Origin of the sequence: Hymenobacter norwichensis DSM 15439, from assembly GCF_000420705.1 — a bacterium.
Lineage (GTDB): Bacteria > Bacteroidota > Bacteroidia > Cytophagales > Hymenobacteraceae > Hymenobacter > Hymenobacter norwichensis.
In genome coordinates this window covers 1,028,558-1,054,705 of record NZ_ATVL01000006.1, presented here as the reverse complement: position 1 = coordinate 1,054,705, position 26,148 = coordinate 1,028,558, and the positions used below count along the sequence as shown (strand labels likewise).

Here is a 26,148-nt window from a genome sequence, read left to right as displayed (position 1 = left end):
CGGTGGGCCTTTCGCCTTACTACAACCGTTCCCGCACCTGCGTGAGGATTTTCTCCATCTCGCTGCGCACGGGAGCATCGTTGCCGGGGATGTTGTTGTTGAGGAAGCTGAACGCTAGCAAACGGCCCGAGTTGGTACGCAGATAGCCCACCACGTTGTGGTTGTTGCTGAGCGTGCCGGTTTTGCCCCACAGCCACGGGCGCCCCTGCACCACTGGGCGGTAACGGCGACGCAACGTGCCGTGGCCCCCACCCGCCGCCAGCAAACTCAGCAGGCGCTTTTCGGGTACCTCTTGGTGCAGCTTCAGTAGCAGGCTGGTCATGGCGCGGGGCGTAACCAAGTTTAGGCGCGAAAGGCCGGAGCCGTCCACCCACCGAGGCGCATCGGGCAGGTCGGCCAGGAACAACGTGCGCATGACGCGGATGGGCCGGATGGTACTCAGGGAGTCGTTGCCGAGGCGGCTGGAGCACATCAACAAGAGTTGCTCGGCAAGAAAATTGTCGCTCACCTGCAACATACGGCGGTACAACGAATCAACTGGTAAGCCCTTCAGCACTTGAATACTGTCCTCAGTGCGCAGCCGGAAGGGTACTGCCCCGATGGGGCGGTGCAGGGTATCTTGCAGCAGCAGCAGCAGCAGCGCTGGGCTGGTCCGAAAAGGCGTTTCGTCCACCCATTTCTGAGTGATGGGGAAAAAGCTGAACCGGTTTTCCAGCTCCGGACGGCGAATATGGTCGTCGGCCGGATTGGGGGTGCCGGCGGGTACGGGCTCGGTTACACTGCGGAAGAAGCGCGGATACACGCGGGGCCGGGGCTGGCCGGCGGTGGCGTAGAAGCGCACTGTGTGGCCGTACACTGGGAAAGCGCCCCGCTCGGGTTGGTAGTAGTAATTGTAGTCGTCCCAGGTCCAGCCGGGGCCGTAGGGCGTCACGCTCGGAATTTCGGCGTAGAACAGCTTCTCGGGGCGGGTGCGCAAGAAATCCAGGGCCCGGCGGCTTGGCACGTCGCCGTGCAGCAGGGTTGGGTCGCCGGTGCCCCAGAAAATCAGGCTGTCGTGGCGCACCACGTAGTGCAAGCTCGGCAACGAATCGGAGAGCATGTGCAGGCCAGTGTATAGGCTGAACATCTTCATCACGCTGGCCGGCGTGAAATACCGGTCGGCGTTCCACTCCGCCACTTTCTGGCTGGTGTTGGCATCGGTGATACACACGCCCACGTGGTGCTGCCGCAGCACCGCCGATTCGCGTAGCAGCTTTTCCAACCACACCGGATTATAAAGAGCAGGCGGCGCGGTAGCAGGGGTTTGGGCCGCTGCCAGGTGGGTGAACAAAGAAACCACACCCACAACCAGCAGGCGACGCACAAACAGTGAAAACGGCATTGAGAAGAACAACGGACAGCGGCAGAAACTTGCGCAACTTCAACAAAAGCCCCGCCCTTTTCAACCCAACCAAGAATTTACACTTCTGTTTAGACTAGGCAACAGCGCCCCACCTGGTGTTAGGTTAGCTGAATGTGCTGGTCGATGCCGATTTCGCTGATGAAGTAGTGGTCGTGCGAAACCACCACTACCGCCCCGGCAAAGTCCTTAATGGCAGCCGTAAGCACCTCCTGGCTGTGCACGTCGAGGTTGTTGGTGGGCTCGTCCAGCACCAGCAAATCGGGCGTGTTGTTGCTCACTACCAGGCAGCAAAGGACCAGTTTCATTTTCTCGCCGCCGCTCAGCCCCGCGCAGTTCCGGTCCCAGGTTTCGCGCGGAAACTGGTGGTAATGCAGCAACGTTTTCACCTCGTGCTCCGGCAAGTGCCGGTCGTTGAAGCGCTGCACCTGCTCGAACACCGACAGTTGAGCATCCATCAAGGAATATTCTTGGTCGAGGTACACAGCATGAAAATCGGCGCGCAGCACCTCCCCCACCGTCGGCAGTGTGCTGCCCAGCAGTAGGTGAAGGAGCGTGGTTTTGCCGCTGCCGTTGTTACCGGCAATCCGGATTCTGTCGCCCGAGCGGACTTGGAAAGTTAACGGCGCCGGCCAAAGCACCCTCGCTCCATAAGCATAGTTGATGGCCCTGGCATCCAGCAGCATTTTGCCGTGGTGCAGCGCCGACTTCCGCAGGTCTATTCGCAGCATGTGATGCTCCTGAATCTGGGTTCTGAGTTGGGTCAGATGGTCGGCAACGGCTGCTATTTTCTCGTTTTGCACATCTTTCTGCTGGGCCGAGCTTTGCTGGGCCTGAATTTTTAGGTTGCCGGCCACAATGCGCGGCAATCCTTTTTTGTGTTGTTGGGCTTTGCCGCGGGCTTCCAGCTTCTGGCGCTGCTCGGCTAAGTCGCGCGCCTTTTGCTGGGTTTGCTTTAGCGTTTTTTCCTGCTCGCCCACCTGCGCCTGCAAGGCCGCCAGCTGGCCCTGTTGCTGCATTTTATAGAACTCATAGTTGCCGCCATATACTTCCACGGCGCTTTTGCTAAGCTCCAAGGTAGTATCCAATAGGTTCAGTAGGGTTCGGTCGTGGCTTACGACTAGCACGGTTTCTTTGCTGCGCCGGATGAACTCGTACAGCTGCGTCCGGCTGGCCGCGTCTAGGTGGTTGGACGGCTCATCGAGCAACACAATAGCTGGCTCCTGCATGAGGATGCCCGCCAGAAACACCTTGGTTTTCTCGCCGCCGCTCAGCATGTGCATGGGCTGCTCCAGGCCCAGGTGCGTTAAGTGCCAGTGTGCCAAGGCCGCTTGCACTCTTTCTTCCAGCCCCCAATCATCATTGAGAACGGTGAAGTTTTCCGCCGATGCGTCGCCGTCCAGAATGGCGTGCAGGGCGCGTAATTTCTCGGCAACACCCACGGCCTGCGCCACCGAAAGGTGGTCGTACTGGCCCATGTGCTGAGGCACGTAGTAGGGCGCCGACGACAGTACAATTTCACCAGCAGCGGGCATCAGGCGGCCAGCAATCAGCTGGAGCAACGTGGATTTGCCCACGCCGTTGTTGCCCACCAACGACGCTTTTTCGCCTTTGCCAATGGATAGGTGCAGGTTTTCAAATAGAAGCGTCCGGTCGGGGTGGGTATAGGAAAGAGAATGAACGACAATACTCATATAGCCAGGAAGGAAAGCGCAGGAAACGGGAATCGAGCCAACGAGCGAGGAGGGGCTGTCGGAGAGGCAGTTGAGCCGCGCCGTTTTTCTAGTATCCAGGAAAACAGCGGGCGTGCCGGGGCTGCCAGATTGTGTCTGGGTGGTAGCCGGGAAGTAGTGGTGGGGTGCGGGCGCGCAGCAGAAGCGAAATGTCCTGCGCGCCGACAGTCACGCCGATAACTGGATTACATCAGTAGTACCAGGTTGGGGCCGCTGGCACCGTGCGGTGCGGCAGCATGGAAAGAATGGCGTCGGTGCTATTCCGCTGAGAGCGGAAGGCAAACAGATGCGCCGGATGTGGCCTTAGGCTTCTTCTTCCATCGGGTGGGTTGTGCGCTTATGCGCCGCAAATATAAGCACCAGCTTGTATTCTGCTGTTGGCGTTGGCCGGATACCAAGCTGCTTGTCGGGCTTTCGAAACAGACACAAGAGCAAGCGAATAGGGCAGCGGACGGCACGCAGGCCGGGTGGCTATAGCTGTTCAGCTTCAATAAAAACGGCGGTTTTCACTCAACCAACCAGCAACTTCCTGCCCGCCAGTGAGTACACTCTTTTTGTATTCAACCACCTGCATTCCTCTTTCCATGTCCTTCACCAACGAACTACTAAACACGGTGTTGCGCCACGCCGGCCAGGAAGTATCGCGCAAAGAATTCCTAAACTTAGCCGGCCGCGGATTAGCCGTGGGCGTAGCTGCCAGCACCCTCGCCAGCTGCCAGTCCGATGGGCCCGCCAAGGCCACGGCGGCCAGCACGCCTACCACCGGCACGCCTGCGTCGGAAGTAGATGCTAGCACCGTGTACACCGCCCCCAGCGGCCAGCAAGTACCGTCCTCCGAAGCCGTGTCGCCGCCGGCTAAAGTGCCCGCCGGCTTGGATAAGCCGATTGAGTTGGAAGCCTGGAAATCCGACGTGGACCCTAAATCGGGCCCCGTGCCCACCCCGCTTCCACCCGACAAGCGCGTGGGCTACGCCTTGGTAGGCTTGGGACACCTTACCCTGGAAGAAATTCTGCCGGCTTTTGGCGAATGTAAGAAGTCGAAGCCGGTAGCGCTGGTGAGTGCCTCACCTGAGAAACTCAAGAAAGTGGCCCAGCAATACGGTATTAAGCCCGAAAGCTGCTACAGCTACCAGGAGTACGAGAAGCTGAAAGACAACCCCGACGTGCAGGCCATCTACATCGTGCTGCCCAACTCCATGCACGCCGAGTACGTTGTTCGGGGCGCGAAAACCGGCAAGCACATCCTCTGCGAAAAGCCCATGGCCACTTCGGCCAAGGAGTGCGAGCTGATGATTGCCGCCTGCAAGCAAGCCAACGTGAAGCTGATGGTGGCCTACCGCATTCAGTATGAGCCCTACAACCGGCAGGTGCGCGACATGATTCGGGACGCCAAGTTCGGCAAGGTGAAATACATCCAAGCCCAAAACAGCCAAAGCTCGGCTAACCCCGACCACTGGCGCCACAAGAAAGCCCTGGCCGGTGGCGGCGCCCTCCCCGACATCGGCTTGTACTGCCTCAACACAAGCCGGTTCCTGCTCGGCACCGAGCCGACTGAAGTGTTTGCCCACTCCTACAGCACGCCCGGCAACCCGCTGTTCAAGGAAGTCGAAGAAATGATGACGTTCCAGTTGCGCTTCCCCGGCGGCATCGTGGTGGACAGTATCACGCACTACAACACCCACGACTCGCGCTACTACCGCGTGAACACCGAGCGGGGCTGGCTGCACCTCGATAACGCTTACGCTTACACTGGCCAGCAGCTGAAAACCTCTCACGCCGAGGGCGAAGCCAAGATGCAAAACCAGATTACGATTCCCGCCAAAAACCAGTTTGCCGCCGAAATGGACCACTTCTCGGAGTGCATCCTGGAAAACAAGCAACCTCACACCCCCGGCGAGGAAGGTCTGCAAGACCACCGCATCATGGAAGCCATCTACCAATCAGCCCGCGAAAACCGCCCCATAAAGCTAACCGAGGTAAAAGGCACCGACGTATTCCGCGGCCCGGAGCCCAAGCAGGCGTAAGTGGGAGGAGTGTGGAAGCTAAAAGGTAGAAGTTAAGCCTTAACGAAGAGGCTATGACCATCCTTTAAAAGGCCGTCGTGCAGAGCGCCGCGAAGCATCTCGCGTGCTGACGTCGGATTACTAATCTGTCATCAGCACGCGAGATGCTTCGCGGCGCTCTGCACGACGGCCTGTTTTAGTTTGCTGTCCACACCTTCTATCTTCTCCTCACTACATCTTCTCGCGCGTAGCACAAAGTTTCGTGGATTGCCCCGGATATATCCCCTAACTTTGTTTCCCGTTATGCCAGACCGAACCCCTACCCCCACGGCTGCAACGGCCAAGTACATCTTCGTCACCGGTGGAGTGACCTCCTCGCTAGGAAAAGGCATCATCTCGGCCTCCCTGGCCAAGCTGCTGCAAGCCCGCGGCTTCCGCGTCACCATCCAGAAGTTCGACCCCTACATCAACATCGACCCCGGCACGCTCAACCCCTATGAGCACGGCGAATGTTATGTAACCGACGACGGCGCCGAAACCGACCTCGACCTCGGCCACTACGAGCGGTTCCTGAACGTACCGACTTCGCAGGCCAACAACGTCACGACGGGCCGCATCTACAACCACGTCATTAGCAAGGAGCGCGAAGGTGCTTACCTGGGCAAGACCGTGCAAGTGGTGCCGCACATCACCGACGAAATCAAGCGGCGCATGCTGCTGCTAGGCCAAACCGGCGAGTTCGACGTAGTGATTACCGAAATCGGGGGCTCTATTGGCGACATCGAGAGCCTACCGTTTGTGGAATCGGTGCGGCAGCTGCGCTGGGAACTGCCCGAAAACAGCTCCCTCGTGATTCACCTCACCCTGCTACCCTACCTCAAGGCGGCTGGTGAGCTGAAAACTAAGCCTACTCAGCACTCCGTGCGCGACCTGCGTAGCGCCGGCCTGCAGCCCGATATTCTGGTGTGCCGCTCCGAGTATCCCATTCCGGCCGAGATGCGCCGCAAGATTGCGCTGTTCTGCAATGTCAACATCAATTCCGTTATCGAGAGCCTAGATGCGGACAGCATCTACTCCGTGCCCCTGCTCATGCTCAAAGAGCACCTCGACGAGCGGGTTATCAAGAAATTGAAGCTGCAAAGCGGCACGGCCCAGCCCGACCTGGAGGCTTGGAAAGACTTCCTAGGCCGCCTCAAGAACCCGACTGAGGAAGTTACTATTGCGCTGGTAGGTAAATATGTAGAGCTGCCCGACGCCTACAAATCCATCAATGAAGCCTTCGTGCACGCCGGCGCCCAGAACGAGTGCAAAGTGACGGTGCGCAGCATCCAGAGCGACCATATCAACGAAGACAACATTGCGCAGCTTCTGCACGGCGTGGATGGCGTGTTGGTAGCACCAGGCTTCGGCGAGCGAGGCTTCGAGGGCAAGATTCTGGCCGTGAAGCACGTGCGTGAGAACAACATTCCGTTCTTCGGTATCTGCCTGGGCATGCAAGTGGCCGTGGTGGAATTTGCGCGCAACGTGCTGGGCATGAAGGAAGCGTCGTCCACCGAAATGCACCCGCAAACTGCCGCCCCCGTCATTGCCATGATGGAGGAGCAAAAGAACATCACCCAGAAAGGCGGCACCATGCGCCTCGGCGCCTATGACTGTGAGCTGCGCCGCGGATCGAAAGCCGCCAAAGCCTACGGCCGCAACCACATCAGTGAGCGGCACCGCCACCGCTACGAGTTCAACAACCAGTACCTCCAGCAATTCGAGGAGGCTGGCATGATTCCATCGGGCATCAACCCCGCAACGGGGCTAGTGGAAGTAGTGGAGCTAGCAGGCAGCCACCCGTGGTTTGTGGCCGGCCAGTTTCACCCCGAGCTGAAAAGCACCGTCCAGAACCCGCACCCCCTGTTTGTGCGCTTCGTGAGAGCCGCCATCCAGCACCGCAAATCGTAGGGTTAAGTTGTGAGGTAGTGAAATTGTGAAATGGTGAGTTGGCTGTTCTAACTGCGCAAGTAGCGCCAGCAGAACAGTCAACTCACCATTTCACAATTTCACTACCTCACCTTTTTCTCTGACAAAAACGCCGATTCAAAAATATTCGCCTGACAAGTCCGACCTTTGCGGTAGCGTCGCCGGATTTTTGAAGGGGACGCGGCATACTTCACACTCTTTAGTGCCCTCATTTTTACCTGAATGGACAAAAATTCAGCAACCGGCCTGTTTCTGATTGCGGCCTTGCTTCTGGTCTACCTGTATTTCTTCAAGCCCGAAGCGCCCAAAGAAACGCCGGCCGACAAGCCCACCACGGCGGCCAGCGCCAAGCCTAACGCCACCGGCCCTGCCGCGCCAGCCGCCCCTCTCGATTCGGCTACGGCGGCCCGCACGCTGGGCGCATTTGCTGGCGCTGCTACCGGCACCGCGCAGCAAGTGGAGTTAAAAAACGACAACCTCGTCGTTACGTTTTCCTCGAAGGGTGGCCTGCCCGTGGCTGTGCGCCTGAACAAGTATAAAACGTTCTTCGGCAAGCCGCTCGACCTGTTTGACACCCAGAGCGCTCAGATTGACACCAAGTTCCGCACCATCGGGGGCCAGACCGTGCGGCTTTCTGACTTGTACTTCCAGCCCAGCGCGCCGCAGCCGGTAACGGAAGGCGACAAGAAAGGCCAACGCCTGAGCTTCACAGCCGGCGTGGCGGGCGGCCAGGTGGAGCAGGTATATACCTTGTTCGACAACTCGTATGAAGTAGGGTATGATTTGCGCTTTACGGGTCTGCAACAGACCATGTCGCAGGAGCCGCTGACGTTCAGCTTCGTGGACCACGTGCGCCAGACCGAGCAGGATATCAAGCAGAACCGCAACCACACCACCATCAACCACTACCTCGCCAACGACGACCACGGCTCTTTGACCGAGGCTTCCGAGAAGCCCGAGGAAATAAGCATCACCGAGCCGCTGAAGTGGGCCGCGCACAAGCACGATTTCTTCGTGGCGGGCATTATTGCCAACAATCAGTTCCCGAACGGCAAGTTCCTATCAACAGTTGATTTGAACGACAGCACGTTCATCAAAACCCTAAGCACCACGCTCAGCATCCCGTCGGCCGATGTGCAGCAGGGCAAAGCCAGCTTCCGTTACTTCTTCGGACCGAACTCGTTCAGCATGCTGAAGGAAGTGACGCCTGGCTTCGACCGGAACGTGTACCTGGGTTGGGGCGTGTTCCGCTGGGTGAACCAGTTTGTAATTCTGCCGGTGTTCCACGTACTGGAGAAATTTATTTCCAGCTACGGTATCATCATTGCGCTGCTGGTAGTGCTTATCAAGCTGGTTACCTGGCCTTTGACCTACAAAACCTACGTGTCGCAGGCGCGCATGAAGGTGCTGAAGCCGGAAATCGACGCCATCAAAGAGAAGGCTGGCGACGACCAGATGAAGGCGCAGCAGGAAACCATGAAGCTCTATTCCACCTTCGGTGTGAGCCCGCTGAGTGGCTGCGTACCGACGCTGCTCACCATCCCGATTTTGTTTGCCATGTTCCAGTTCTTCCCCAACGCCATTGAGCTGCGGCAGGAACCGTTTCTGTGGGCCAAAGACCTGAGCACCTACGACGACTTCATCAAGTTGCCTTTCGCGGTGCCGTTCCTGGGTAGCCACATCAGCTTGTTCACGGTGCTGATGACCATTTCGACGCTGGTGATGACCTGGCAGAGCAATGCCATGAACCCGGCCGCTATGCAGGGCCCGATGAAGTTTTACAGCTACCTGATGCCGCTGGTGTTCATGTTTGTGCTGAACAGCTTCGCCGCCGGTCTGACGTGGTACTACTTGGTTTCCAACTTGGTAACCCTTGGCCAGCAGGCCCTCACCCGCCGCATGGTTGACGACACCAAGATTCGGGCCCAGCTCGAAGCCAACAAGGTGAAAAACAAAGACAAGAAGCCCGGCGGCTTCTCGGCCCGCCTCCAGGATGCCATGCGCACCGCTCAGGAGCGCGACGGCCAAGGCCGCAAGAGCGACGAAGGCACGTCGGCCTCTGTTGTAGAGCCGAAGCCAAAGAAGCCAACCCGCCGCTCGTAATCAGGCAGTATCGCTTCACAAAGCAATAATTCTAAAAAGCCCTTCTACCGTTTGGTGGAAGGGCTTTTTCATTGCCGGGGTAAACCGGCCTGCTTTTTGAAAACTATCCCGCAACTCCTTTTACGTTTTTGCTATGCGTTTCCTCCTGCCCTCCCTCTTGCTTGCTGCCTTACTTACTGGCTGCGCCTCGCAAAAACCCAGCGCTACCCAAAGTACCAAGGCAACCGCTGAGCAGCCCGCTACTGCTAATCCAGTTATCGTGTTTCGCAAAACGCCCTGCTTCGGCACTTGTCCGCATTACGAAGCCAGCATCTACGCCGATGGCCGGGTGAGCTACGAGGGTTTCAAGTACGCACCCGTTGAAGGAAAGCGTGAACTGAAAATGGCTATTAAAACCGTGAACAACATTCTGGCGGAAGCTAGAGCCGCCCGCTTCACAGAGCTGCAAGAAAACTACGCTGCCGGCGTCTCCGACCTCCCTTCCACCGTCCTGACTATTAGCCCGGCCATTGGTCCAGCCAAAACGGTAACGGTGGAAGGCACTGCCCCAGTGGAGCTGCAAAACCTGCTCAGTTACGTGCAAAAGCAGGTGAAGGAAAGCCTGGAAGCCTCCGCGACGCGCTAACTATGGTGGTGAAGTTTACTGGTACTATCCAGCCGGATTCCGTACTTTCAGTGGGTGGCAGCAAGGCTTTCCGTACGGTTTAAAAACAACCATTCCTGGTTTTCAGGAGTTGTAGGAGCTATGGATACTTCCCCGATTCCGACGTTTCGGTTCAACAACTATCCGCAGACCGAGGAGCCGGTGCTCTCACCCCTCCCCGAGGCGCCAACGCAAGTGGTGGTGTATCGGCGGGAAGAGCGGTTTGCTACTTGCCGGCAACACATGGAACAGCACCGGCGGCAGTTTTTCAAATTGTCGTTGGTGGAGCAGGGCGGCGGCACGTTTTACCTCAACGATGAAGCAATAAGTGTAGCGCCTAACTCTGTGCTGCTCGTTATGCCAGGCACTGCCTTACGCTGGCACCTGCACGACGGTCCTCAAACGGGCCTCTACTGCTTTTTCTCTGAAGACTTTTACAACGCCGGCCTGCTGCCCAATTACCAACTACACGCAGTGCTTTCTGGCGCGGCGCCCTACGTGTACCACGCCTGCACGCCCACTGAATACGCTGCCCTACGCCAAAGCGGCGAACAGCTTAGTGCCCAGCAGCAACATCTGGAAAAGGCCCGACTCTACCTGCGCCTTTTGCTCACTGACCTCCGCGACTGGCAAGCAACTCCAAACAGTTCGAGTAGCGGAACGCTGGTTCCAGCGTTGGTACAGCAGTTTATTCAGTTGGTAGATGTCCGCCTGGCTGCCGGCGCGCCCGCCCTTGTTCTGGATTCGTATGCTGATGCGCTGGCCGTAACGCCGAAGCACTTGAGTGCGGTATGCCGCCAGGCTACGGGCCAGAGTGCCGCGGGCTTGCTCAAGGAAAAAGTGGCAACCGAAGCCAAAGTATTGCTTTCGGGTACTCAACTACCTATCAGCGAACTAAGCTACCGGCTGGGTTTCTACGATGTAGCGCACTTTTCGCGGTGGTTTAAGCAGGCCGTTGGGCATACGCCTTCTGCCTACCGCACGCAATTTGCGGCGTACAAATAGTTCGGCACTTTGTGCAAATCTCTTGGAAAGTAAGCGGCTAGTTTTGTTTGGCAACTCCAACCACCGGAACGTTTTCTACTGCCCCTGCTTCGGTCGGGCAGGAAAACGCTACGTATAGGCTGTTGTGAAATAACGATTTTCCTTTTGCTTTTAAGACCATGGATAGAATTGCTTTGATTGTTGGGGCCAGCGGTATTGTCGGCAGCAACTTGGCCCAAGAGCTACTTACAACGGGCTGGACAGTGTACGGCTTGGCCCGCCGCCCGCCGCAACACATACTGGGCCTGCACCCAGTAGCCGCCGACCTGCTCGACCCCACCAGCCTGGAAGTGGCGCTAACCGACGTAAACCCAACTCACGTGTTCATTACGACCTGGATGCGCCAGGACACCGAAGTCGAGAACATTCGTGTCAACAGCGCGCTGGTTCGGAACATTCTGGCGGCACTTTCCCCCAAGAGCACGGTGCAGCACGTAGCGTTGGTTACGGGACTCAAGCATTACTTGGGGCCGTTTGAAGCGTATGCCAAAGGCGGTACGCTGCCGGCCACGCCATTCCGGGAAGAACAGCCTCGCCTGGAAATCGACAACTTCTACTACGCGCAGGAAGATGAGGTGTACGCTGCCGCCACTCGCGACGGTTTCGGCTGGAGCATTCACCGCCCACACACCATTATTGGCAAGGCCGTGGGCAACCTGATGAACATGGGCACCACCCTGGCCGTGTACGCCAGCATTTGCAAAGAAACGGGCCAGCCGTTTCAGTGGCCCGGCTCGGAAGCGCAGTGGAACGGCCTCTCCGACGTTACCGATGCCCGCGTTATTGCCAAACAGTTGGCTTGGGCGGCTACCACCCCAGCCGCTCGCAATGAGGCGTTTAACATCGTAAACGGCGACTATTTCCGCTGGAGCTGGCTGTGGCCCCGGTTGGCAGCCTGGTTTGGCGTGGAAGCCCGCGGCTTCGATGGCACGGTGCACCCGCTGGAAGCGCAAATGGCCGGCAGCAAAGCAACGTGGCAAGCCTTGGCGGAGCGCCACCAGCTAGCCGTACCAGAACTCAGCCAACTGGCTTCGCCCTGGCACACCGACCTGGATTTAGGACGCCCACTGGAAGTTATGACCGATATGACGAAGAGCCGCAAGCTGGGCTTCCACGTGTACCAGTCCACCGAAGAGTCGTTCCTGGATTTGTTTGCGCAGCTGCGGCAAGACCGGCTCATTCCATAGCCGGCACGCCAGTTTAAGCGCTTGTTGCTACGTTCTGTCTGTTATTGCTCTACTACTGTTATGACTACCACCACGCCCATCGATTCTTCGGCCGACAACCGGCACCGCCCGCCGTACCGGGCCAGCTACCACACCACCACTGAGCCCCTCATTGTTACGCCCACCTTCCTGACGCGGGCCGATGCTACCCCCCGCGCCGAGCGGCCCACCGACGAAGGCGCCACCCGCAGCATTCACGGCGAAGCACTGGAAAACCCTGATGCGGAGCCAAACGAAATTGCGCTGGAAGCCAACGGCAACCTGGCTTTCGAGCACTGGGACGAATACTGGCGCAAAGTGCACGGCCCCAAGTTTGCATACGAAGAACCAGGTAGCACCTCGGAGCCCGTATTGCGCTACGACCAGATTCACCGCGTGGCGGCCGGGCCTTCCTCCTACTTCCGGCCGCCGTATCACGCCATGGTTACAGCTGATAAGAAGCTGGTGGACGACCCGTACGCACAGGTGCCTACCTACCACCGCCCCCGCTGGGACGGCTTTGCCTACATTGCCTATGCCAGCGAAGCCGACATCAACCGGGTGCTCAAGCAGCCGCAGTACGATAAGCGCGTGGTAGCCGACGAGCAAACGGCTTTCCGCATGGTAACGCGCTCCATCACCCGCGAGTACATTATCCTGCCCAGCACCGCGCACCGCGACCCAATTAGCTTGGTAAAGATTCATTACCGGCAGCCCGAGTTCAGCCGCGAAGCCTTCCAGCAGCGGCTGCTTCAGGAGCACACCGAGGTGGTGTTAGCCCAGCCTGCTACGCATACTTACGTGCGCCGCTATGCCCAGCTGCACAACATCGGTTCCACCCAATACGACCCTGAAGGCAGCCGCATGGACGCCATTTCGGTGTTCGGGTTTGCCAGCATGAACGATGTGGAGGATTACCTCGCCACCGATGACTACCGCGCTATTGAGGCCGACGAGGCGTCGTTCATTGATCTGGCGGAATCTGAATTTTGGAGCGGCCTGAACTACTCTGTCATCAACCGGTTGCTGCCTGAGTTGGCCACCCGACGCTAGGCTTCTAGCAGCCTAGTTCAGCCGTATAGTGTTCCGGAGGTGGTAACTTTCCTGTAATGGGGAGTTGCCACCTCCGGTTTTGCTTTATTGTTTCACCTGCGCACTAGGCACTACCGGAACCGTTTCAATAAGTTCGAGCGACTTCACCATTTCCTTGGTGCCCACCTTGTATTTCAAAAAATGGGGCGTTTGGATATGTAACTTGTAAGCGGCTTGACTGGCGTAGATTTCCAGAATCGTAATACGGTTCGGGTTGTCTTTTTCAGCTACAGCATACAAGGTAATAACACCCGGCTCGACGCGGAGTGATGTTTCGATTTCCTCTTTAAGTGCCGCCTTATAGCTTGCCAGCTGCGCCGGATGGATTTCCAGCTTCGCCAGACGTACAAGCTGGTCTTTTGCCTGAGCAGCTGCGTTGCCACTTACCAACAGCAGCCCCCACACCGCCAGTAACCATCCACGACGAAAAATCTGGCGCAAGCCGTGAAGCAGTGGGTTTATGATTGTGGCGTTCATATGCTTTCGTGTTTTTCTTGCTATCAGCAAGATATATATTAGTTTTTCTGCACGCGCTCCAACACCAGTTGGTTCATGGGGTTGGGCGTGAGGCCTTGCACGTTGTTTTGGGTGAGGCGCACCACTTCGTCGTAGTACAGCGCAATAACCGGGCATTCTTCCACCACAATGCGGTCCATCTGGCGGTACAGGTCGTAGCGCTTTTCTAGGTTTTGCTCTAGGCGCGCCTGCTCGTAGAGCTGGTCGTATTTTGTGCTTTTGAAGTGGGTTTTATTGGGGCCTGCCGGCGCGAAGTTCTTGCTGTAAAACAAGGCCAGATAGTTTTCGGCATCGGGGTAGTCGCCGAGCCAGCTGCGGGTGAAAAAGGCGGCGCGGCCGTTGTCGATTAGCTCGCCGTGGGCGGCCCCCTGGTTCACGTCAATTTCCACCTGCACGCCTATTTCGGCCCACTTTTTCTGGTAGTACTCGCAGTATTCTTTGCTCTCGGCTACTGTGCTCAGGCGTAGGCGCAACGGCTTACCAGGTCCGTAGCCGGCTTCGCGCAGCAGCTGCCGGGCTTTATCGGGCTGGTAGGTGTAGCCCGGCACTAGCTTCGCGCTGAACGACGGCAACGAAGCCGGCACGAACCCCGAGTTGCCGGGCAAGCCGATGTTGCTGACGAAGTAAGCCAGAAATTCCGGCTTGTTAAGGGCATAGTTCAAGGCCTGCCGCACCCGTTTGTCGCGCAGGGCGCGGCCGGTTTCGGCGTTGTCGCCGCGCAGGTTGGCGGGGTCCTGCTGCATGCCCAAGTATTCGGTGTTCAGGTAGGGCACTTTTTGCAGCCGGAATTTGCCTTTAAAGTCGTCGCGCACCGAGCCATCCGGGTACAGAATCAAGTCGCGCGACCCGGACCGGATGCCGCTAATGAAGTCCAGCTTGCCTTGCTGAAACGTTAGGAACTCAGTTTTGCGGTCCTGAATGAAACTGATTTGTACCGCATCGAGGTAGGGCAGCTGCTTGCCTTGGGTGTCACGTTTCCAATAGTTGGGGTTGCGGTGGTAGATGATGGCGTTGCCTTCGTCCCACTCCTTGAACTGAAACGGCCCCGTACCCACCGGATGCTCCCGGAAATCCTTGCCGTACTTCTGCACGGCCTCACGCGGCACCACGTAGGCGTAGGGCATCGTCAGCATCCCCAGAAACGGGATAAACGGCTCCTGCAAGTGAATGCGCAGGGTGGAATCATTCACGGCCACGAAGGCGGTATCAGAAGGCTCGCCCTGGGTGTTTTCCAGCACCTTGCCCCGGAAAATCCAGCCGCCGGGGCTGGCCGTAGCACCATCAAGCAGCCGTTTGAAGCTGTACACAAAATCTTGCGCCGTCACGCGCCGTCCCTTGCCGCCCGCAAATACGTCAGCATCATGGAAGCGCACATCAGGCCGGAGCGTAAAGGTATAGTGGCGGCCGTCGGCGCTTATTTCGTAGCGGCGGGCCACCGAGGGGCCGGGCTTGAGGCTGTCGTCGAGTTCCACCAAGCCGTTGTAAAGCTGGGTGGTAGCCCAGGTATTGGCTTGGTTACGGGCAAAGGCGGGGTCCAGCGAAGTGAGGCTTTCGGGTTGGTTGTAGCGGAACACGCGGCGGGCCTCAGTGGCGGGCGCGGGCCCTTGGCAACCGACTAATGCCGCTAGCAATACGAAAGCATAACCGGAAACCAGACGCGAAATCAAGGGCATGGGAAAGGCGGAATCACGTATATTTGCAACAAAGGTACCCGCTCTGGCCATTGCCTCCTGCCGCCGGCCAGCCACTTTCCATTTCTTATGCAACTTACCTATTACGGCCACGCCTGCTTCCTGCTCGAAACCGGAGGTAGCCGCGTGCTTTTCGACCCCTTCATCAGCCCAAACCCGCTGGCTAAGGACATCGATATCAATACGATTGAAGCTGATTACCTGCTGCTCAGCCACGGCCACGCCGACCACGTAGCCGATGCCGAAGCCATTGGTAAGCGCACCGGCGCCGAGGTAGTAGGCATTGCCGAGGTGGTAGGCTGGTTTGGCGAAAAGGGCCTGAAAGCCAACTACGGCATGAACATCGGCGGCAAGGTGAAGTTACCGTTCGGCACCGTGAAAATGGTGGCCGCATTGCACTCCAGCTCCATGCCCGACGGCTCGTATGGTGGCATTGCAGCGGGTTTCGTGGTGGAATCCGAAGGCAAAACCCTGTATTTCGCCGGCGACACTGCCCTCACCTACGACATGAAACTGCTGGGTGAGCAGTACAAGCTGGACTTTGCCATCCTGCCCATCGGCGACAACTACACGATGGGCATTGATGATGCCTTGATTGCTGCCGATTGGGTTGGTGCTCAGAAGATTATCGGCATGCACTTCGATACGTTTCCTGCCATCGTCATTAATCAGGAAGAAGCCCAGCAGAAAGCCAGTCAGGCCGGCAAAGAGCTGGTGCTGCTGAAAATTGGGGAAACCGTTACTTTGTAAAAAAGCTAGTAGCTGATGGCTATTGGCTGTTAGCTTTTTTCATTTCAATCTCAACTTGAAAAGCTAGTAGCTAACAGCCATCAGCTAAAAGCCTCAATAACTCTCATGGGAAAAATCATTGCGGTAGCCAATCAGAAGGGCGGGGTGGGCAAAACCACTTCGGCTATCAACCTGGCGGCCAGTCTGGCGGCGCTGGAGTACCGGACGCTCCTCGTGGACGCCGACCCGCAGGCCAACGCCACTTCCGGCGTGGGCTTCGACCCCAAGGACATCGAAAATAGCATCTATGAGTGCATGGTGGATGGCATCAACGCTCAGGATATCATCCTGCAAACCAACATCCTGCCTCACCTCGACCTCATGCCCTCCCACATCGACCTGGTAGGGGCTGAGGTGGAAATGATCAACCTGCCCAACCGGGAGGAGAAGATGAAAGACGCCCTGCGGCCCCTCGCCGAGCAGTACGACTTCATCATCATCGACTGCTCACCAAGCTTGGGTTTGATTACCGTAAATGCCCTCACGGCGGCTCATTCGGTTATCATTCCGGTGCAGTGCGAGTATTTTGCGTTGGAAGGCTTGGGTAAATTGCTGAACACCGTTAAAATCATTCAGAGCCGCCTCAACGAAAACCTGGAAATTGAAGGTATTCTGCTCACGATGTATGATGTGCGTTTGCGTCTGAGCAACCAAGTGGTGGAAGAAGTGAAGCTGCATTTCCAGCAGCTCGTGTTCGACACCATTATTCCGCGCAACGTAAAGCTGAGCGAGTCGCCGAGCTTCGGCATCCCGGTCATCATGCATGACGCTGAAAGCAAAGGCAGCATCAGTTACCTGAACCTAGCTCGCGAGATAGTGGAGAAGAACGTGGAAGCGGCCGGCACCTCCGAAGCCTCGGAAGACGCCGCGGCATAGTTTTCACCTCTTATTTATACGACAACAGCCCACGAAACTCGTGGGCTGTTGTCGTATATAGGGCACCATAAGTTGGCTTGGCGCCTGACTCTCAGCATTCCAAGTTAACGTTCCACGGTTATTTTACTTTCGTGGAACAAAATACCCTGCCCTTCCCCGGCGTTTGTGTATTTTTGAATCCTGCTTTTTCCCGTGCCATTGCGGGAAGGTGGATTGTAGGTATGTCAGACAAGCAAGAAGAGAAATCTGTGCCGGCGGGGGCTCTGGGGGCCAAACGCAAAATCGGGGGCTTAGGCCGTGGCTTGAATGCCCTGATTGAAGGCAGCTACGAAAAGAAGAGCGAGCGGGTCGGCCTGGTGCCTCACCCCATAAACTCAGTGGGCATGATTCCAGTAGGCCACATTGAGGCAAACCCCTATCAGCCCCGTACCCACTTCGACCAGGATGCCTTGCAGGAACTGGCCGAAAGCATTAAGGTGCAGGGCATTATCCAGCCCGTAACCGTCCGCCAGACCGGCACCAACGCCTACCAGCTCATCAGCGGGGAACGGCGTTTGCAGGCGTCCAAGCTGGCAGGTCTCGATACCATTCCGGCCTACATCCGGAAGGCCGACGACCAGCAGATGCTGGAAATGGCGCTCATCGAGAACATTCAGCGCGAAAACCTCAACGCCATTGAAATTGCGCTAAGCTATCAGCGGCTGGTGAGCGAGTGTAACTTGAAGCAGGAAGAGTTAGGCGACCGGGTGGGCAAGAACCGCTCGACCGTGACCAACTACCTGCGCCTGCTCAAGCTCCCACCCGATATTCAAATTGGGTTGCGCGACACAGCCATCAGTATGGGCCACGCCCGTGCCCTCATCAATATCGAAAATCCGGAGCAGCAGTTAGCCCTTTTCCACCGCATTCTGGCCGAAGAGCTGTCGGTGCGGAAAGTGGAACAACTGGTACGCGCTGGTTTGAGCCCAGTGGAAAAGCCCGGTGCTGCGGCCGCCAAACCCGACCAGGAAGTGGCCGGGCAGGTACCAGTAGCCGAACTGCGCCGCACCGAGCGGCACCTGACGGAGCGGTTTGGTAGCCGGGTAATGGTGAAGCCGGGGCCGCAGGGCCGCGGTGAAATCAAGATTGCTTTCGATTCGGTAGAGGACATGCAGCGGATTTTACACATTTTGCAACCCGCATAAGAGGCAACAGCCTGAATGCATGATGGCAGAGCCGCTAGTCAGCTTATACAGACTAAGGGGTAGCGGTTGGCGTTATCATCATTCTCTATTCGTTGTTTCCTGTCCTTAGTATGCGTCCTCACTTCCGCTTCCGCACTATAGCTGCTACTTTCCTGCTAGCGCTACCGCTCTTGGTAATAAAAGCGCATGGCCAGGTAGCGTCCCCTACACCTGCAACTGTGGTAACCGCAGGGCCTGACTCAGCCCAAGTAAGCACTACTGTGGTACCCGATTCGGTACGCCGTACGGCAATGCTATTTGGCCTGAAGATGACGAAGCCCAGTAAAGCGGGCCTGTTGTCGGCGCTGCTGCCTGGAGCTGGCCAGATCTATAATCGGCGCTGGTGGAAGCTCCCGCTGGTGTATGGCGCGGTTGGCGGGACGCTGTACGGCGAGCTGTTCTACCAAACGCGCTACAAAGCCTTTGTCAGGGCCGAGGAGATACGCAACGATGGAAACTCAGCCACTGTGGACAACGGTAAGTTCACCGCCGACCTAACCGATACTCAGATAGCCAGGGGCATTAATGTTTACCGGCGGCAGCGCGATGTGTTCATTGCGTATGTTGCCTTGGCTCATGCGGCACAGATTCTGGATGCTGTAGTAGACGCACATCTACAGGACTTCGACATCGGTGACGACCTTAGCCTGCGCTGGGAGCCAACTTTTATGCACATTCCCACGGCGGCCGTTACGCCGGGCATCGGTGTTACACTCACTTTTAAATGAGTTGCTGAATGTTAGTTGCTGATTATCCGCTATTGTATTTCAACACGCAGATAATCAACAACTAACATTCAGCAATCAACAGTATAAATAACATGAAGCTTTTGTTGATCGGCTACGGCAAAATGGGCCGGGCTATTGAGGCCCGCGCAGTAGCCCGCGGCCACCAAATTGTTGGTATTATCGACCCCGCTTTTCCTGAAGCTAGTATCACGGATTTCGACCCGGCTACTGTTGATGCCGCTATTGAATTCACTCACCCCGACGCGGCCTTTGCCAACATTCAGGCCTGCCTACGCCAGGGGCTACCGGTGGTAAGCGGCTCGACGGGCTGGCTGCACCATTTCCAGGAGGCCGTGAAGCTATGCCAGGAAACGGATGGCTCGTTGTTCTACGCGTCCAACTACAGCATTGGCGTCAATCTGTTTTTTCACTTCAACGAGTACATAGCCACCAAAATGCATCAGTTTGGTGGCTATGATGTGCAGGTACGTGAAATTCACCACACCCAGAAAGTAGACCAGCCTAGCGGCACCGCCCTTACAGCGGCTGAAGCCATTCTGCGGCACTTCCCAGCCAAAACTAGTTGGCGCAACGAGGCCGCCCAAGCTCCCCACGAGCTAGCCGTGCTCAGTGAGCGGACCGGCGCAGTAGTAGGCACGCACATCGTTACGTATACCTCGGAGGCCGACACGCTGGAACTCAAGCACGAGGCTCATTCGCGCGACGGGTTTGTGGATGGTGCTTTGCTGGCGGCCGAGTGGCTACCCGGCCACCAGGGCGTTTTTGGCATGAAAGATTTGCTGGGCATTTAATCCGCTGTGGATTTAATACAGGCTTCGGCACAACACAGATAGGCCCTAGCTGGCAAGCCGCTATATTTACCAATCGGGCACCGGCTTAAGTTGGTGCTGTATTTCGACTACTTGAATTCGTATGGCCGTACAACAGTCCTGGGAAGAGCGCATGAAAGCGGCTGCCGCTTCCAATAAGCCCATTGAAAAGAAGAAAAGCTTCTGGCGGGAATGGGGCGACGCCATCCTGTTTGCCGTAGTAGCCGCCACGCTTATCCGCTGGGCCACCTTCGAAGCCTACACCATTCCGACACCGTCGATGGAGGACTCGCTCCTAGTGGGTGACTACCTGTTTGTGAGCAAGCTGCACTACGGGCCACGCACGCCCCAAACGCCGCTGCAAATTCCACTCACGCACCAAACGCTGTGGGGCACCGGCCTCAAGAGCTACTCCGATGCTATTCAGCTGCCGAGCTATCGGTTGCCGGGCTTTTCGGAAGTGAAAAGCGGCGACGTGGTGGTGTTTAATGTGCCTTTCGAAAGCCAGCATCCCGCCGACCTGCGCACCAACTACATCAAGCGGTGCGTGGCCGTAGCCGGCGACGTGTTGGAAATCAAGGATACGCAGGTGTTTATCAACGGCAAGCCGATGAGCAACCCGCCGCAAAGCCAGAACCGGTATTTTCTGCAAGTACCCCAGCCCAATGATGATTTGTACAAGTCATTTCAGGCGCAGCACGTTACCAACTTCAACCGTCCCGATGGTAAGCCCGAGCCGCTCTACGGCATGCAGGAGCCTACCTTCATGATTGATGCCACACCCGCTACCGCCGACTTCTTCCGGAAGCAACCCTACGTGAAAGCCGTTATTCAGGACAAAGCCGCGCCCGGCCAGGCCGAAGCCGAGGTATTTCCGAACAATCCCGATTACCCGCAGAGTACGCCTCAACCCATCAACACCTGGAACAAAGACAACTACGGCCCGCTACAATTGCCTAAGGAAGGCCAAACCGTGCAACTCACCCCGCAAAACACGCCTATTTACCAGAAAATCATTATGCGCTACGAGCATAATGAGGGCGTGACGATGCAGAACGGAGTGCTGACCCAGAACGGCCAACCCCTAAAGAGCTACACCTTCAAGCAGAACTACTACTTCATGATGGGCGACAACCGCCACGACTCGCTGGACTCGCGCTATTGGGGTTTCGTACCCGAAGACCACATCGTAGGCAAGGCTGTGCTAATCTGGATGTCAGTGGACCCCTATGCCGACTTCTTCAACAAAATCCGCTGGAACCGCCTGTTCAACACCATCAACTAGAACCGCGGATTCCACAGATTTATCGGATGGCTCGGATTTTACAGCCGGTTTCAATGAAACAAAGAAGGCTTGCCAAATGGCAAGCCTTCTTTGTTGGCAATCATGTTTGGAAGAAAATCATCCACAAAATCTGAATTTCACCACACGATGGGGTTCAACTTATGCTCTTGGAGGTAGGTGTTAGTTTTGCTGAAAGGCTTGCTGCCGAAAAAGCCCCGGTCGGCGGCGTAGGGTGAGGGGTGCGCCGCTTTCAGAATCAGGTGTTTCCGCTCGTCAATCAGTTCTGATTTCTTCTGCGCGTAAGCTCCCCACAGGATGAACACAACGTGCTGCTTTTCTTCGGATATTTTTTGAATAACGGCGTCGGTGAACTGCTCCCAGCCTTTTTTCTGGTGGCTGGCCGGCTCGGCGGCGCGCACCGTGAGGGTGGCATTCAACAGCAGTACCCCTTGCTGAGCCCATCGGTCAAGGTTGCCGTTGGGCGCGGGCGGGGTGCCGGGCAAATCGTCTTGTAATTCCTTGAAAATATTCTGCAAGGAAGGTGGGGTGCGTTTGTCCTCGGCCACCGAAAAGCTGAGGCCATGGGCCTGGCCCTTGCCGTGGTAGGGGTCCTGGCCCAGGATAACCACCTTCACCGCCTCGAACGGACACGCATCAAAGGCGTGAAAAATTTGTGGACCTGGTGGGTACACTGTGGCCGTTGCATATTCCCCACGCACAAAAGCAATTAGGTGCTGAAAATACGGTTTCTCAAATTCGGGCTGTAATACCTTGCGCCAGCTTTCTTCTATCTTTACATTCATGCGTTGGAAAGAAATTATTGTGGGGTAGGCGGACCAGAAAGGTCCCGGCTGCGTACATAAACCAATTTCCGGCCCAGGCTGTTAGTCTAACCCACACCGCATCATTCAGCATGAATACGACCACCACGCAGGGCGTTACCGTGAGCGTCACGACCAACTATCTGCCCGACTATTCGAGCCCCGGCCAAGAACACTACGTGTTTGCCTACAAGATTGATATCCGCAACAACGGCGAATATACCGTGAAGCTGTTGCGTCGCCACTGGTATATATACGATGCCAATGGAGTGGTACGCGAAGTGGAAGGCGAAGGTGTGGTAGGCCAGCAACCCGTACTAGAGCCCGGCGACGCCCACCAGTACGTGTCGGGCTGTAACCTGAAGTCGGGGCTGGGCAAGATGCGCGGCACCTACGAAATGGAGCGCCTAGCCGATGGCAGCGTGTTTACGGTCGAAATTCCGGAGTTCACGCTGGTAGTGCCGTATCGGTTGAACTGATTTGTTGAATGGTTGAATGGCTGAATTGTTAAATGGCTGGTCGTTCAACAACCGTGGTAGAACCTTAGCCATTTAACAATTCAGCCATTCAACTTTTAACCTCTTGCTCTTTCAAGCTCTTAGTTACGTTCGATTTTTTTTCCGTTCGGGGAATGCGCATGGGCTGCATTCCCCGTTTGTTTTTGGGCTCTATAACTACGTTATCCACCACAGCGGACAGTTTGCAGCTTTCGAGCCTATTGAGCACCGCCGCCAAGAGCTGTTGCGCAACCGCCAGTTGCTTGAAGTACGCGACTTTGGGGCCGGGTCGCACACGGGGGCCGGCCGCCAGCGCCGCATTGGCGACATAGCCCGCACCGCTGCCAAGCCTATCGCGCTGGCACAGTTGCTGTTCCGGTTGGTCAACCACTTTCAGCCACGCACAATTCTGGAGTTGGGCACCTCCCTGGGGCTTACCACGGCTTATCTGGCCGCCGCTGACTCTCGCAGCCGGGTGCTCACGTTTGAGGGCTGCCTGAATACTGCCAACGTGGCTCGCCAGACGTTCGAGCAGCTGCACCTGTCGAATGTAGAGCTGGTGGAAGGCAACCTCGACGAAACCCTTGCTCCTACCCTGGCCTCCCTCACGGAGCCCCTGGATTTTGCTTTCTTCGATGGCAACCACCGTTACGAGCCGACCCTGCGCTATTTCAACCTCTGCGCCGCGCACCGCACCGAGCGGAGCGTGTTCGTGCTCGATGACATTCATTGGTCCGCCGACATGGAACGGGCCTGGATTGACGTGCAGCAGCACCCGGAAGTACGCCTTACCATCGACCTGTTTTTCGTGGGTCTGGTGTTTTTCCGCCGCAATCAGCCTCGGCAGCATTTCCAACTCCGGTTCAATAATGTGGTTGACAAGGTATTGAACAGCGTGAAACAGCTGTCGGCGTAGGGGTTCGTTTTTCATGGTTCGACTGTTGTTCAACTTGGCCTGTAGGGCAAATTGAACAACAGTCGAACCACGAAAAACGAGTTACCTGATTGCCTCGCGCACCTTCGTCAGCTTCACCAACAACTCTTCCAGCTTGTCCAACGCTAGCATGTTGGCCCCGTCCGACTTGGCCGTGGCGGGTGTAGGGTGCGTTTCGATGAACAAGCCGTCGGCGCCGACGGCAATGGCGGCTTTGGCAATGGTTTCAATGAGGGCAGGCTGGCCGCCCGTCACGCCGCTGCTTTGGTTGGGGCGCTGCAAGGAGTGCGTTACGTCCATTACCACGGGCACGCCAAAGTCGCGCATGGCGGGCAGGTTGCGGAAGTCCACTACTAGGTCGGAGTAACCGAACGAGTTGCCCCGGTCGGTAAGAATGACGTGCTGGTTGCCCGACTGACGTACTTTGTCTACGGCAAACTGCATAGCTTCACCGTTGAGAAACTGGCCTTTTTTGATGTTGACTACCTTACCAGTTTCGGCGGCGGCAATCAGCAAATCGGTCTGCCGGCACAGAAAGGCCGGTATTTGCAGTACGTCCACGTACTGGGCTGCCAGCGCTGCTTCTCCCGATTCGTGAATGTCGGTAACGGTAGGCACCCCAATTTCGCGGCCGACTTTCGCCAGAATTTGCAGGGCCTTTTCGTCGCCGATACCGGTAAACGAGTCGAGGCGGGAGCGGTTGGCTTTGCGGTAGGAGCCTTTGAAGATGTATGGAATCTGGAGTTTGTCGGTGATGTGGCGCACCTTCTCGGCGATGCGCAGGGCCATGTCTTCGCCTTCTATTACGCAGGGCCCGGCCATCAGGAAAAACTGACCGGAATTGGTGTTGCGGAAATGCGGCAGGGTGTTGGCGAGGAGCTCGAGCATGGGAACAGGTCTGGAATGCACACGCTGTAGGTGGCGCCAGTCGGCACCGCCTATTCTCAGCAACTCAAAGGTAGCGTATCCTCTTTGCCTGCCGGCACCGGGCCGGGCAAGCAAAGGCAGACTCTAAGCCACTAGCTGAATTGACGCTACTTTTTCTTCAGGCAAATAAACAGTTCCCGGTCCTGCCGGGGCCGCAACGAATTGTAGGCGGTATCGAAGTGAACAAAGTGGAAGTACGGCTCGAGATACGCTCGGTATTCGGCGCGGGTACCACCAAACGGCGGCTCCGACGACAAACCGAAATCGGCTTCGAACAGCAGGCCGGTCAGGGTTCCGCCGGGTCTGAGCAGGCGGGCACACTGCTGCGCGTAAGCGGGCCGCAGGGCTGGGTCGAGGGCGCAAAAAAACGTCTGCTCCACTATTAAATCGAATGGTGGCGTGGGCGCAAGCGCGAAGAAATCCTGATGCAGCAGATGGGCCACAGGAAAATCAGGTACGCGCTGCTGGAGCGCCTGCAAGGCTTCCGGGGCCAGGTCGGCTACCAACACTTCCAAAAATCCCTGCCGGTGCAAGTACTCGGCTTCGTAAGCGCGGCCGGCGCCGGGCACCAGAATCCGGCGCGCATCAGCGGCACCCAACTGGTCGAAATATTCGCGCAGCGGGGGCGTTATGGCACCTGTATCCCAACCGGTTTGGTGGCTGGCATAGCGCCCGCGCCAGTATGCTTCGTCAAGTTGGATGGCTGATTTCATGCAGACCTCGTACATTTCGTGCAACTGATTCAGTAGACAGAAATCAGTTTGTGGTAAAATTTCGTTTGTTTGCGGATAAAGATACCGCACTCCCGGCCTGTCCGGTTCTCATTTAACCCCCCTCGTAATGGAACAAGTCCCAAGTCCAGCTCCCCAGAACAATAGCCGTTTTCTACTCATTCTGGCCCTGGCCCTGGTGCTGTTGGGCATCAACGGTGTGTTGTACTGGATGAACCGGCAGAAAAGCGCGGAAAACGAGCAGCTTACCACACAGGTGAAAGAGAAGGATGCCAAGCTGGAAGACCAGATCAAGCAGTACGAAACCCTGAAAGCCGATTTCGAGCGCCAAAGCCAGGAAGTACAGGCCATGGGCTTATCAAACGATTCGCTGGAATCTAAGATTGCCTCTATCAACGCCGACTTGCTGAAGCTGCGTTCTTTCAAAGCGGGTAGCTTCTCCATTAAAGAGCAGCAGCGCTTCAAGCAGCGAGCAGTCAATTTTGAGGCTCAGCTACGCAAGAAAGACGAAGAAATTGCGCAGTTAAAAGCCGATAACGAAGCTCTCTATACTGAAACCACTACCCTCAAAGACCGGCAGAATCGGCTCACAGACACCATCAGCACCATCGCCCGTTCCAATCAGGAGCTGACCGAGAAGGTGGCCGTAGCCTCACGCTTGCAGGCCGAGAATATTAGGGTAGGTGTGTTGAACTCACGTGACAAGGAAAAAGCCGATGATGAAAACGAATTCAAAGCCAAGCGGGTGGAGAAAGTTAAAATCAGCTTCAACCTAGCCCGCAACGACGTATCGCCGAAGGAAACCAAGCAGATTATGTTGCGCCTGATTGAGCCTGATGGCTCGGCCCTATACAACCTAAGCACGGGCGGTGGCACTTTCATGGTGGACGGCTCCGAAGCCTTCTACACTGCCAAGCAGGATATTGTATTTGACAATACGCGCCAGCCGGTGCAGTTTCTTTATGCCAAAGGTGCAGCCTACAAAACCGGCCAACACACTGTGGAGTTGTATGAAGGCGGCGTCATGATTGGTAAAACCACCTTCACGCTCAAATAGAGCTTCGGCTTTCAGTTAGCAATAAAAAAGGCTTGCCAAATGGCAAGCCTTTT

General features: G+C 56.7%; 23 protein-coding genes. 16 read left to right on the top strand and 7 right to left on the bottom strand.

What is annotated here, in order from left to right; all coding sequences use genetic code 11:
- Positions 1-19: 19 nt before the first annotated feature.
- Both G536_RS0105715 and G536_RS0105710 read right to left on the bottom strand, forming a co-directional pair.
- A complete protein-coding gene (locus tag G536_RS0105715; RefSeq protein ID WP_022822628.1) occupies positions 20-1,381 on the bottom strand; it encodes a D-alanyl-D-alanine carboxypeptidase/D-alanyl-D-alanine-endopeptidase in 1,362 nt (453 codons plus the stop codon).
- A 119-nt stretch (positions 1,382-1,500) separates the two neighbouring features.
- Positions 1,501-3,093: an ATP-binding cassette domain-containing protein gene (locus G536_RS0105710; protein ID WP_022822627.1), complete on the bottom strand. Its 1,593-nt coding sequence runs from the start codon at positions 3,091-3,093 to the stop codon at positions 1,501-1,503.
- Between the two features lie 623 nt (positions 3,094-3,716).
- On the opposite strand from G536_RS0105710, the gene G536_RS0105705 reads away from it, so the two are divergent.
- The 7 genes from G536_RS0105705 (at position 3,717) to G536_RS26450 (ending at position 13,151) form a co-directional block, all read left to right on the top strand.
- Positions 3,717-5,156: a Gfo/Idh/MocA family protein gene (locus G536_RS0105705; RefSeq protein ID WP_022822626.1), complete on the top strand. Its 1,440-nt coding sequence runs from the start codon at positions 3,717-3,719 to the stop codon at positions 5,154-5,156.
- 282 nt (positions 5,157-5,438) lie between these two features.
- A complete protein-coding gene (locus G536_RS0105700; RefSeq protein WP_022822625.1) occupies positions 5,439-7,085 on the top strand; it encodes a CTP synthase in 1,647 nt (548 codons plus the stop codon).
- Positions 7,086-7,325: 240 nt separating this feature from the next.
- Positions 7,326-9,206: a membrane protein insertase YidC gene (gene yidC, locus G536_RS0105695; RefSeq protein ID WP_022822624.1), complete on the top strand. Its 1,881-nt coding sequence runs from the start codon at positions 7,326-7,328 to the stop codon at positions 9,204-9,206.
- 133 nt (positions 9,207-9,339) lie between these two features.
- Entirely contained in the window at positions 9,340-9,831 is a 492-nt protein-coding gene (locus G536_RS0105690; protein ID WP_022822623.1) for a DUF6438 domain-containing protein, read from the top strand.
- Between the two features lie 120 nt (positions 9,832-9,951).
- The gene (locus tag G536_RS0105680) at positions 9,952-10,854 is read left to right on the top strand and encodes an AraC family transcriptional regulator (RefSeq protein WP_022822622.1); all 903 of its coding nucleotides are present in this window, start codon (positions 9,952-9,954) and stop codon (positions 10,852-10,854) included.
- A 158-nt stretch (positions 10,855-11,012) separates the two neighbouring features.
- Entirely contained in the window at positions 11,013-12,080 is a 1,068-nt protein-coding gene (locus tag G536_RS0105675; protein WP_022822621.1) for an SDR family oxidoreductase, read from the top strand.
- Positions 12,081-12,140: 60 nt separating this feature from the next.
- Positions 12,141-13,151 carry an EthD domain-containing protein gene (locus tag G536_RS26450; protein ID WP_022822620.1) on the top strand — a complete coding sequence of 337 codons (1,011 nt, stop codon included), beginning with the start codon at positions 12,141-12,143 and terminating at the stop codon, positions 13,149-13,151.
- A gap of 84 nt (positions 13,152-13,235) precedes the next feature.
- Here G536_RS26450 and G536_RS0105665 read toward each other — a convergent pair whose 3' ends face one another.
- Positions 13,236-13,667, bottom strand: a complete 432-nt coding sequence (locus G536_RS0105665; RefSeq protein ID WP_022822619.1) for a putative quinol monooxygenase — start codon at positions 13,665-13,667, stop codon at positions 13,236-13,238.
- Between the two features lie 38 nt (positions 13,668-13,705).
- Positions 13,706-15,379 (bottom strand): ABC transporter substrate-binding protein, encoded by a 1,674-nt coding sequence (locus tag G536_RS0105660; protein WP_022822618.1) that lies wholly within the window; start codon positions 15,377-15,379, stop codon positions 13,706-13,708.
- Between the two features lie 87 nt (positions 15,380-15,466).
- Between G536_RS0105660 and G536_RS0105655 the strand changes: the two genes are divergently transcribed.
- From G536_RS0105655 to lepB, 6 genes are all read left to right on the top strand, one after another.
- Complete coding sequence (locus tag G536_RS0105655) at positions 15,467-16,147, top strand: metal-dependent hydrolase (protein WP_022822617.1); 681 nt, start codon at positions 15,467-15,469, stop codon at positions 16,145-16,147.
- A 105-nt stretch (positions 16,148-16,252) separates the two neighbouring features.
- A complete protein-coding gene (locus tag G536_RS0105650) occupies positions 16,253-17,062 on the top strand; it encodes a ParA family protein (RefSeq protein WP_022822616.1) in 810 nt (269 codons plus the stop codon).
- Between the two features lie 221 nt (positions 17,063-17,283).
- Positions 17,284-18,246, top strand: coding sequence for a ParB/RepB/Spo0J family partition protein (locus G536_RS0105645; protein ID WP_022822615.1), 963 nt, complete (start codon positions 17,284-17,286; stop codon positions 18,244-18,246).
- A 110-nt stretch (positions 18,247-18,356) separates the two neighbouring features.
- Positions 18,357-19,013, top strand: coding sequence for a DUF5683 domain-containing protein (locus tag G536_RS30380; protein WP_051166846.1), 657 nt, complete (start codon positions 18,357-18,359; stop codon positions 19,011-19,013).
- 92 nt (positions 19,014-19,105) lie between these two features.
- Entirely contained in the window at positions 19,106-19,825 is a 720-nt protein-coding gene (gene dapB / locus G536_RS0105635) for a 4-hydroxy-tetrahydrodipicolinate reductase (protein ID WP_022822613.1), read from the top strand.
- 121 nt (positions 19,826-19,946) lie between these two features.
- Positions 19,947-21,128 (top strand): signal peptidase I, encoded by a 1,182-nt coding sequence (lepB, locus tag G536_RS0105630; protein WP_022822612.1) that lies wholly within the window; start codon positions 19,947-19,949, stop codon positions 21,126-21,128.
- A 137-nt stretch (positions 21,129-21,265) separates the two neighbouring features.
- Here the strand turns inward: lepB and G536_RS0105625 are convergent, their stop codons facing one another.
- Complete coding sequence (locus G536_RS0105625) at positions 21,266-21,931, bottom strand: uracil-DNA glycosylase (protein ID WP_022822611.1); 666 nt, start codon at positions 21,929-21,931, stop codon at positions 21,266-21,268.
- 110 nt (positions 21,932-22,041) lie between these two features.
- Between G536_RS0105625 and apaG the strand changes: the two genes are divergently transcribed.
- Both apaG and G536_RS0105615 read left to right on the top strand, forming a co-directional pair.
- Positions 22,042-22,428 carry a Co2+/Mg2+ efflux protein ApaG gene (apaG, locus tag G536_RS0105620; protein ID WP_022822610.1) on the top strand — a complete coding sequence of 129 codons (387 nt, stop codon included), beginning with the start codon at positions 22,042-22,044 and terminating at the stop codon, positions 22,426-22,428.
- A gap of 103 nt (positions 22,429-22,531) precedes the next feature.
- The gene (locus tag G536_RS0105615; RefSeq protein ID WP_022822609.1) at positions 22,532-23,362 is read left to right on the top strand and encodes an O-methyltransferase; all 831 of its coding nucleotides are present in this window, start codon (positions 22,532-22,534) and stop codon (positions 23,360-23,362) included.
- 81 nt (positions 23,363-23,443) lie between these two features.
- On the opposite strand, the gene kdsA is transcribed toward G536_RS0105615, so the two are convergent.
- Both kdsA and G536_RS0105605 read right to left on the bottom strand, forming a co-directional pair.
- Complete coding sequence (gene kdsA / locus G536_RS0105610; protein ID WP_022822608.1) at positions 23,444-24,268, bottom strand: 3-deoxy-8-phosphooctulonate synthase; 825 nt, start codon at positions 24,266-24,268, stop codon at positions 23,444-23,446.
- 146 nt (positions 24,269-24,414) lie between these two features.
- Positions 24,415-25,020 (bottom strand): methyltransferase domain-containing protein, encoded by a 606-nt coding sequence (locus G536_RS0105605; RefSeq protein ID WP_022822607.1) that lies wholly within the window; start codon positions 25,018-25,020, stop codon positions 24,415-24,417.
- A gap of 127 nt (positions 25,021-25,147) precedes the next feature.
- Here G536_RS0105605 and G536_RS0105600 point away from each other — a divergent pair, with 127 nt between their 5' ends.
- Complete coding sequence (locus G536_RS0105600; protein ID WP_022822606.1) at positions 25,148-26,095, top strand: hypothetical protein; 948 nt, start codon at positions 25,148-25,150, stop codon at positions 26,093-26,095.
- Positions 26,096-26,148 lie beyond the last annotated feature (53 nt).